Genomic DNA, 8886 nt, shown 5'->3' with positions numbered 1-8886 from the left:
CAACCCCTGCGGACGAGAATGCACTCAACCACCTGTGGACCGCATTCACCCAACACACCCTCACCGCCGGCATCACCCCAGCCCCACTCGCAAACCTGGATAAATGGACCACCCCGCCCTTCCCCAACCACCCGGCCCTACCCGACCAACACCCGGTAATCCCCAGCCCTGACCTGGCGCTGTCCAGCCGGGAGCAGGCCACCGCCGCAAAGACAGCCGCCCCGACCGATCCCATACCCCCTGCCACCGGCCTACCCGACCCCGACACCACCACCCCACCGGCCAACACACATCCCCCCCACCAGATCCCAGAGCAGCCCGCGGTCCCCCACCACCGTCCCGTGCCCGCAACGGGCATCCGCCAGCGCCTTCCCGCCCCCAATAGGCCGCACCCGCAGCCTCCCGTTGCATCCGTTCACGTTCCGGCGCTCCCGAGTCTGACAGCGCCTGTCGCGACAGTTCAGACTGAATCGGTCGGTGCCGCATCGGCACGGGGCCTCTTCGAGCCGTCCACGGTTGTTGCCGCAGGCTCGTCCGAGACCGTTAGGGCGCTACCCGAGTCGACACAGGACAGTGATCCGGAAACAGAGGGTGGGATCACGCAGACGCTGCACAGGCAGACCACAGAAGTCGCACCTACAGGCAACCGCGTCATCCTCGACCCAGGAACCACCCAGTCCGATGGGCCTGGACCCGACCGTGACGTCTCTGCGGCAAGCCGAGTCTTCGCCGTCCTGACCGGGCAGAAAGCCCCGCACAGCCCTGGCACCGAGGACACATCAGGGACCCAAGCGACCCCGGACAGCCCGCGCCTGCCCACCCCCCCGACCGACCCCACCGACCACCTCGCGACCGAAACGACTGACGCGGTGGCCACCCCTGCCCCCGTCTCAGTCTCAACGACGTCCCCCGGCACAGAAGTCAACGAACAGCACCCGGCGAGCAAAGTCCCCAGTCCCACCACCATCCTCGGCGAACTCGACGTCAGACCCCCGATCAACGCAGAGACACCCGCGGGCCCACTACCGAACACCACCACCGGCATGACCGGCACGACGGGCGCGCGCGGTCAGGCTGCTGCGGTGCGTACGGAGGAGGAGACCGTCACCGGGGTTGAGCACGCTCGGACGCCGGCATCGACGTCGAGCCCCGCCGGTGCGGGCCCTGACCCGACGGCGGCGAAACAACCGCCCACCGGCACGCCTGAGACAAGCACACTGAGCCTGCCGGTGCAGGTGGCGCAGAACGATGAGAGTGAGGTCAGTCAGGAGTCGGCAGGCTACTCCCCTCACGCCCCGGATGTTCTGCATGAGGCAACGTTGGAACAACTTCGGAAACTGGGCTCCGACAGCTTTCCTAGTGTGCAAGAAGTTGTGGACCTGTACAACGCCCTGCCTGACACCCGCAAACGGCGAGACCCCTTGCATTCTCTGGCCTGGCGAATCGGATTCCGATGGCAGTCGGGCAGTTGGCCTGCGCTGCCCGGTTCGGGGCGGAAGGGCCGGTCTGAACCGCAGGCCCCCCACGGCGTCGGCACGTCGGCTTCTGGTCTGATCGCGGAACTGCGGGCCGCCGCGAGCCACGGCCGAGTTTCGCTCAACGAGTGGCAGCAAGCCAACTATCAGACGGTGGAACCGGCACTGTCCCCTTTCGTGACCCGGCCGGGGTGTTCGTTCATCCCCTCCGGCGACCACGTCAGAGCGGCGCTGGTGCTACCGAGGGGGAAGGACGGGACGCTGTCGCCGACGGCGCTGAGTATCATAATGGAAGGATTTGCCGCAATAGCGCACGAGGCCCACACGGTGATCTCCCAGATGAATACGATGGTGCACCCAGACATCTCACCAGAACAAATGCGGGCTATGATAACACCCGAGATTGCAGGCGTGTTCCCAGAGATCGCGTCATTCCTGAACCGGGCCGATCAGAGCAGTAGCGTCGACGTGAACACTCCACTCCAGGGAATGATCAGACGGACGTTTCAGAACGGAAACGCGACGATCACGCTCCTCCTTGATCCCAGCGAGCCGATCAAACTCCGCGAATCTCGGGTGCGTCAGCTCACCATCGCTGTGAACCTGGTAGAGAAGGCCGGTTTCAAATTGCCAGATATGGAGTTCTATTTTCCTAAGTACGGCCGCCGCGTTCAGGCGCTGCCGGGCGAGGGCTTCGCAACAAATCCCTTGGAACCCACATGGGCGGGAGTGGCGCAATTCCTCGCTCCCAAACAGATCGCCGTATCTCCAGAGTCTGTCGGTGCCCTCGAACGGGTCCGTTTGGATGGTGGCAGGTTCCACGCAGTGGGTATGCAGTTCCGCGAGCAGGGGGTTGGAGTGCTCATACACGAGCTGGGTCACCTCCTGCACTATGCGAACAACCGGTCTCGTTACATAGATGCTGCATCTTCTCATTTCACGCCAAGTGCTGCGGCGACCGCCAGAATCCTGAGCGAGTATGCCGGCAGCGGACCCACGGAGTTCGTAGCCGAATACTTCCTCGGCCTGGTTATGGGCAAAACGTTCACCCCCGAACAGGACAGAATGTACGACGCCTTGGGCGGCGCGCGCCCCCCGTATCCTGCCGCGCAGACCGCACTGCAGCTTCAGTCAGACCAGCTGCGGCATCTCACCCTCGAGGTCAACTCACAGTTGGTACGCCGCGGCGACCTGCGTACACGCCCGGCCGACCTTATCCGCACCACGTACGAACGACTGCCGCGCGACCTGAAATCTAGCTACACCGAGCTGATCGCCGAGGCCATCGCCGATATCCTCAAGAGCGAGTCGGCCGGCCAGATGGGAGTGTCATGAATTACTGAGGTTTTCAGGGTGGCGTCGGCGGGTTGATAGTCAGGCCGGTGGCGGTGAGGCAGCCGTCGATAAGGCGGTGCTGGAGCTGGATTCTGCGTAACTCGCGGCGGAGTTGCGGTCGAGGTCGTCGGGTGTGTGCAATGCGGTGTTGGCCATCGCTCGGCGCACGAGTGGCCAGACGGCCTCGACGGGATTCAGGTCGGGCGCCTACGGGGGAAGCCGGACGGTCGTGAGCCAGTCGTGGGGCCTTCCCCCAAGGCCAGGGCTTCGGCGTTGTCGTGCGGGGCCCGGTCCATGGCGGTCTGTCAGCTCGGTGGTGTCCGGAACATGGCAGGCACGGGCTTCCAAGATCATGGAGTCCTACCTTTCAAGTGTGGGTTTCCGCTGGTCATTCGTAGGATCGGTGGGCCCAGGGGCTCCGGGTATGGCTGTCATGGAGGAGCCGATCGGATGGCTCAGAGAACATGGCCGCCCGGAGCCCCGCGACGACTCGACTGCCAATTGGATGCGCGACTTGATCGCTCTGTAGGACTACGTCGGCGAGGTCGTCTGCGGGATGGACTGACGACGAGCTGACGGAGGTGGCCGTGCCCCAGATCTGGGCGGGGATGGACATCGGCAAGGAGCATCACCACTGTGTGGTGATCAACGAACGGGGCGAACGGCTGCTGTCCCGCCGAGTCCTGAATGACGAGGCGACCCTGCTGGAGCTGATTCGCGACGTCCTGGACATCGACCAGGAAGTGCTGTGGGCGGTGGACGTCAATCACGGCGGTGCTGCGCTGCTGATCGGTCTGCTGCTCAACCACGGTCAGCCCATGGCCTATCTCACCGGCCTGGCCGTCCACCGCGCGTCCGGCACCTACCGCGGTGAGGGCAAGACCGACGCCAAGGATGCCTTCGTCATCGCCGACCAGCCCCGCATGCGCCGCGACCTGGGCCTGCTGCGGCCCGGCGACGAGATAGCCGTCGACCTGCGCATCCTCACCACCCGCCGTACCGACCTCGCAGGCGACCGCACCCGCCAGATCAACCGGCTCCGCGCCCAACTGCTGGAGTTCTTCCCCGCGTTGGAACGCGCGCTGGACCTGACCAACAAGGGTCCCGTCATTCTCCTGACGGGATACCAGACACCGGCCGCCATCCGCCGCGCTGGCGCGAAGCGTATCGAGACCTGGCTGCGTCATCGCAAGGTCCGAAGCGCCGCGGCTCTGGCCAAGGCCGCCCTGGAGACCGCGCAGGCCCAGCACACCACGCTGCCCGGCGAGACACTGGCCGCCGGCATGGCGGTCCGTCTCGCGAAGGCGGTGATGGCCCTCGACGAGGAGATCGCCGAGCTCGATGCGCTCATCGAGGCCCGGTTTCGTGAGCACCCGCACGCCGACGTGATCTGCAGCCTGCCCGGAATGGGCACTCAGCTCGGTGCCGAGTTCATCGCCGCCACCGGCGGCCACATGACCGCCTTCGCGAGCGCCGACCGTCTCGCCGGCTACGGAGGCGTGGCCCCCGCTGCCCGCGACTCCGGCCGCATCAGCGGCAACCACCACCGCCCGCGGCGCTACCACTGCGGCCTGCTGCGGGTGTTCTACCTGCCGGCGATGGCGAGCCTGAAATCCTGTCCAGCGTCGCGGACCTACTACGACCGCAAGCGTGCCGAGGGCAAGGGGCACAAGCAGGCCCTGATCGCGCTCGCACGGCGAAGAGTGAACGTCCTCGGGGCGATGATCCGCGACGGAGCGTTCTACCAACCTGCACCGAGTGTCGCACCTGCGGTTTGACAACGGCTGTGAGTCTGTTGGGCGGCTGGTCCGGGACCGGCTGGCAGGGTTGACGTCGGTCGCCTCACCGCAGTCGTGACTCGTGACAACAGTGGCCCCTACCGGTGCCTTTCCAATGAACTGTCCGACTGCGGTGGGTGGCCGGCGCCGACCCGGCCCACCTCGGTGGCCTGATAGAAGCCTGCCCCCAAGGGGTCGTGGCCCGTCACAGTTCTGCCTCGAAGTGACTTCTCCCGGGCACGGCACCGGTCCACGGCGGCGACAGGCGGCTCAACCGCGCCCTGAACGTCATCGCCATGGTCCGCATGGTCCATCACCCCCAAACCCGCGCCTACGCCGAACGACGACGCACCGAAGGCAAGACAGACCGAGAGATCCGCCGCTGTCTCAAGCGCTACCTCGCCCGACGCCTCTACCGCCACCTCAACAACGCTGCAGTATCGACACCAAGGGTTGACGAGACATAGAAGCTTCATTGGGATGTTCTCTACGCCCCGTGATCCGAGTGGAAGACCGTGCCTGTCGACGCATCATCGCTGATCCCGCGTGCCCTTGACCAGCTCCGCAAGCATCCCGAGGTTGTATCCGACGAGGTCCCGCGCCTGCTGGAGCGGCTGGCCGAGGTGCCCGACCCGCGAGACCCGCGCGGCGTACGGCACGCTCTGGTTGCCGTGCTCGCGCTGACCGCGTGCGCAGTCCTGGCGGGGCGACCTCTGTGCCGGCAGTCGGCGAATGGATCGCCGACGCCCCGCCACACATCCTTCAACGCCTCGGCATACGCCTCGACCCACTGTTCCCGAAGCGGATCCTGCCTGCGGAAACGACGGCCCGGCGGCTACTGGCCCGCATCGATGGCGACGCGCTGGACCGGGCGGTCGGACGATGGCTCGCCGACCGCCGCCCGAAGGCGACCGGGCTGCGCGGCCTCGCGGTGGACGGCAAAGCCTGCGCGGCGCGGCCAGAGCGAAGGGCCACAAGATCCACCTGCTCGCCGTACTGGAGCACACCACCGGCCTGGTCCTGGCCCAGCTGGACGGCGGCGAGAAGACGAACGAGATCACCTGCTTCCAGCCGCTGCTGGACACCGTCGCCGACCTGGCATGAACCGTCGTCACCAGCGACGCCATGCACACCCAGCGCGAGCACGCCGACTACCTCCTCGGCCGCGGCGCCCACCACATCGTGATCGTCAAGGGCAACCAGAAGAAGCTGCGCCGACAGCTCAAGTCCCTACCCTGGAAAGACATCCCGCTTCAGGGACGCACCCGGGGCATCGGCCACGGCCGCTCGGAAATCCGCAGGATCAAGGCCGCCACCGTGAACAGCCTCCTCTTCCCCGGAGCCCACCAGGCCATCCAGATCAAGCGCCGCCGCACCGACCGCAAGACCGGCAGGACCACCGTCAAGACGGTCTACGCCGTCACCAGCCTGACCACCGAGCAGGCCACCGCGGGCCCAGCTCGCCGAACCCGCCCGCGACCACTGGACGATCGAGGCCCTGCACCATGTCCGCGACACCACCTTCGCCGAGGACGCCAACCAGCTGCGGACCGGCAACACACCCCGCGTGATGGCCACCTGGCGCAACCTCGCCATCGGAGTCCTCCGCACGGCCGGAGTAAAGAACATCGCGGCCGGCCTTCGCCGCAACGCCCGCGACCCTCGCCGCCCCCTCGCACTCCTCGGCCTCGGATGATCACGAACCGGACGTCATGCGACTACGCCGAAGCCCTGCCTCGTGGCGCACATCGTCCGCTCGACCACCCAGCGGAAGGTGCCCAGGCCGGTGCCGTGCTGTCGGCCGCGTTCGGCGATGACGGGGCGGATGCCCCGTTGCCAAGGCAGTCGCCGGTACTTGTCGTGATCGTAGCCGCGGTCGGCGAACAGCATGTCGGGCCTGCGCCTTGGCCGGCCGACAAGGCCGGCGACGGCTGGGACCTTGTTCAGCAGGGGCAGCAGTTGGGTGACGTCGTTGCGGTTGCCGCCGGTCAGGGACACCGCGGGCGGGATGCCCTGGCCGTCGGTGAGGATGTGGTGCTTGCTGCCCGGCCGTGCGCGGTCGACCGGGCTGGGTCCGCTTTTGGGACTCGGCGGGCCGCCCGCACGTGGGAGGAGTCGATCACCGCCCGCGACCAGTCCAGTCCAGCTTCTTCGCCGACCGCAGCTTCTTCAGCAGCACCAGGTGTAGTTCGTCCCATACACCGGCCTCGTTCCAGGCGGCCAGGCGCCGCCAGCAGGTCATGCCCGAGCCGAAGCCCAGTTCCTGGGGCAGGTACTCCCACTGGATGCCGGTGTGGAGCACGAACAGGATCCCGCACAAGGCCTGCCGGTCCGGAACCCGAGACCGGCCTGAGACCAGCTTCGGACCCGGCTCCGGTAACAACGGGCTCCACCAGCGACCACAGTTCATCCGACACGACCCATGGCCGCGACTGACGCTTCCCACGGCCAGACCAACGAACAATCCCGCCGATAGTCACATGATCAAAGACTTCTGTTAGGACCAGTAAGTAGCTGTTGTCTTTTCGATCTTGAGCGGTGGCGGTCGAACGCGGATTCCCGGTCGGGTGATCCTGCCGTGGCGAGAGCATGAAGACGGGACCTCCTGAACAGCTCGTGGGTGTCGAATCCAAAGAGCACCAGGAGGCCCCGGTGCCGCAGTCTTCCGTGTCGATGGCCAGGCAGTCCAACTCGCCTGCTCCATCGTGTGATTGCCTCGCGCACGTGTACGGCAACGCGGCCGACCGGCCCGAGCGACAGCGCCGGTATCCGTCGGACATGACGGATGCGGAGTGGGTAGCCATTCGGCCACTGCTGCCGGTACCGGGCTGGATGCGTGGCCGGGGCGGCCGACCGGAGGCGTACTGCCAGCGCACAATGCTGGACGCGATCCGCTACCTCGTGGACAACGGCAGGACAACGGCATCAAGTGGCGCGCGATGCCGGCCGACTTCCCGCCGTGGGACCGGGTCTACGCATTCTTCCGCCGGTGGCGCGACCACGCCCTGATCGCAGAGTTCCACGACCGATTGCGCGCGCAGGTCCGCATCAGGGCAGGGCGGGACGCGGAGCCGACGGCTGGGGTGATCGACTCACAGTCGGTCAAGGCGGACGCTGTCGTCGGCTCCGACAGCCGCGGCTTCGACGGCGGCAAACTGGTCAACGGCCGCAAACGGCACGTCGTGGTCGACACCCTCGGCCTGGTGCTGGCCGTGATGGTTACGAGCGCGGACACCGGCGACCGCGCCGCTGCCGAGGTCCTGCTTGCACAGGTGGCCCACGCCCACCACCGCCTCGCCCTCATCTGGGCTGATGGCGGCTACACCGGCAACCTGGTCGAGTACTGCCTGGCCGCACTCGCCGTGGTGCTGGCGATCGTCAAGCGCAGCGACGACATGCACGGTTTCGTGGTGCTGCCCAAGCGGTGGATCGTGGAACGGTTCTTCGCCCACCTGATGCGAAGTCGCCGCCTGGTGCGCGACTTCGAGCGCCGCACCACCAGCGCCGAAGCGATGATCTACTGGTCGATAATCGGTCTCATGACCCGCCGCCTGGCCCGCCCACACCCGCAGCGAGCGTGAACCGGCCCGGCGCCGGCTCGGCCATCCATCCCCGCGCGACCAGGCGTTTCGCCTTCGACCGCAGCGCCTCCACCCGCGCCGGCACCACATCCATACCGAACTGAGCGGCCATCTCCTGACAGGTCAACGGCCCCTGGCCCAGCCGGACCCGGTCACCCGCGACCTGCAGAATGCGCTGGTAGTCCACGGACAGCGCCAGCCAGGCCAGTCCCTCACGCCACACCGGCACCTGCGACCTCGCCTTCGCCGCCTCCGGGGCTGACGGCGTCCTCCCGGCCTGCTCCTCGGCGGTCGACGCCGCCCCGGCACCTTGGACCGGGCCCTGTCCGGTCTCGTTCCCCGAGACCAGCACCTCACCGACCCGCGAACGGGCGATGGCCCACTCGTTCCATTCCCGCTCGGCAACGGCCAACTCGGCCTGGATCCGGTCAGCCTCCTCTCGCAGCTCGTCCACCCGACGGCGAGCAGCGACCTCGCGCTGTTCCAGCAGCCCGACCACCGACGGCATCCACGACCTCCACAGCGGCGGCAACACGACATGCCACCACTCCCACGGGACCGCCGACCCTATGCCCGACCAGCGGAAACGCAGTCCTCAAGCCCGGAAAGACAACAGCTTCTAAGCTTGGCGTTTAACCTCGCGGGTCACTCGTCCTGCTGACCTGCGGTTCTTCACGGGACAGCGGAGACGGCCGTTCTCCACGCTTCGAGATGTCG

Annotated in this window: 7 protein-coding genes and 3 pseudogenes; 8 read left to right on the top strand and 2 right to left on the bottom strand. The window is 67.0% G+C overall.

The window, feature by feature from the left end; genetic code table 11:
• Positions 1–1043 precede the first annotated feature (1043 nt).
• From ACFYOH_RS43950 to ACFYOH_RS43925, 6 genes and pseudogenes are all read left to right on the top strand, one after another.
• On the top strand, positions 1044–2810 hold the full coding sequence (locus ACFYOH_RS43950) for a hypothetical protein (RefSeq protein ID WP_388637784.1): 1767 nt from the start codon (positions 1044–1046) through the stop codon (positions 2808–2810).
• 608 nt (positions 2811–3418) lie between these two features.
• Positions 3419–4588 carry an IS110 family transposase gene (locus ACFYOH_RS43945; RefSeq protein ID WP_388637787.1) on the top strand — a complete coding sequence of 390 codons (1170 nt, stop codon included), beginning with the start codon at positions 3419–3421 and terminating at the stop codon, positions 4586–4588.
• 254 nt (positions 4589–4842) lie between these two features.
• Positions 4843–5055, top strand: a pseudogene (locus ACFYOH_RS43940) (IS110 family transposase); the annotation flags it as partial.
• Between the two features lie 48 nt (positions 5056–5103).
• Positions 5104–5250, top strand: a pseudogene (locus ACFYOH_RS43935) (ISAs1 family transposase); the annotation flags it as partial.
• A gap of 220 nt (positions 5251–5470) precedes the next feature.
• On the top strand, positions 5471–5692 hold the full coding sequence (locus tag ACFYOH_RS43930) for a hypothetical protein (protein WP_388637782.1): 222 nt from the start codon (positions 5471–5473) through the stop codon (positions 5690–5692).
• Between the two features lie 466 nt (positions 5693–6158).
• Positions 6159–6284 (top strand): hypothetical protein, encoded by a 126-nt coding sequence (locus ACFYOH_RS43925; protein ID WP_388637779.1) that lies wholly within the window; start codon positions 6159–6161, stop codon positions 6282–6284.
• Between the two features lie 53 nt (positions 6285–6337).
• On the opposite strand, the pseudogene ACFYOH_RS43920 reads toward ACFYOH_RS43925, so the two are convergent.
• Positions 6338–7053: pseudogene (locus ACFYOH_RS43920) on the bottom strand (IS5 family transposase); the annotation flags it as partial.
• Positions 7054–7177: 124 nt separating this feature from the next.
• Between ACFYOH_RS43920 and ACFYOH_RS43915 the strand changes: the two are divergent.
• Positions 7178–7597 carry a transposase gene (locus ACFYOH_RS43915; protein ID WP_388637776.1) on the top strand — a complete coding sequence of 140 codons (420 nt, stop codon included), beginning with the start codon at positions 7178–7180 and terminating at the stop codon, positions 7595–7597.
• Complete coding sequence (locus ACFYOH_RS43910; RefSeq protein ID WP_388637773.1) at positions 7528–8169, top strand: IS5 family transposase; 642 nt, start codon at positions 7528–7530, stop codon at positions 8167–8169. Before ACFYOH_RS43915 ends, ACFYOH_RS43910 begins: the two co-directional genes overlap by 70 nt.
• On the opposite strand, the gene ACFYOH_RS43905 is transcribed toward ACFYOH_RS43910, so the two are convergent.
• Positions 8126–8677 carry a hypothetical protein gene (locus ACFYOH_RS43905; protein WP_388637771.1) on the bottom strand — a complete coding sequence of 184 codons (552 nt, stop codon included), beginning with the start codon at positions 8675–8677 and terminating at the stop codon, positions 8126–8128. The genes ACFYOH_RS43910 and ACFYOH_RS43905 overlap by 44 nt on opposite strands.
• Positions 8678–8886: the final 209 nt, after the last annotated feature.

The sequence above is a fragment of the Streptomyces sp. NPDC007856 genome (assembly GCF_042868225.1).
Classification (GTDB): Bacteria; Actinomycetota; Actinomycetes; order Streptomycetales; family Streptomycetaceae; genus Streptomyces.
Note: the sequence above shows the minus strand (reverse complement) of the source record. Positions and strands in the feature narration are given on the sequence as shown.

Coding starts and splice junctions, on each gene's coding strand:
- ACFYOH_RS43950 (WP_388637784.1), top strand. CDS start 1,044: ATGACCGGCACGACGGGCGCGCGCGGTCAGGCTGCTGCGGTGCGTACG.
- ACFYOH_RS43905 (WP_388637771.1), bottom strand. CDS start 8,677: ATGCCGTCGGTGGTCGGGCTGCTGGAACAGCGCGAGGTCGCTGCTCGC.
- ACFYOH_RS43910 (WP_388637773.1), top strand. CDS start 7,528: ATGCCGGCCGACTTCCCGCCGTGGGACCGGGTCTACGCATTCTTCCGC.
- ACFYOH_RS43925 (WP_388637779.1), top strand. CDS start 6,159: ATGGCCACCTGGCGCAACCTCGCCATCGGAGTCCTCCGCACGGCCGGA.
- ACFYOH_RS43930 (WP_388637782.1), top strand. CDS start 5,471: ATGGCTCGCCGACCGCCGCCCGAAGGCGACCGGGCTGCGCGGCCTCGC.
- ACFYOH_RS43915 (WP_388637776.1), top strand. CDS start 7,178: ATGAAGACGGGACCTCCTGAACAGCTCGTGGGTGTCGAATCCAAAGAG.
- ACFYOH_RS43945 (WP_388637787.1), top strand. CDS start 3,419: ATGGACATCGGCAAGGAGCATCACCACTGTGTGGTGATCAACGAACGG.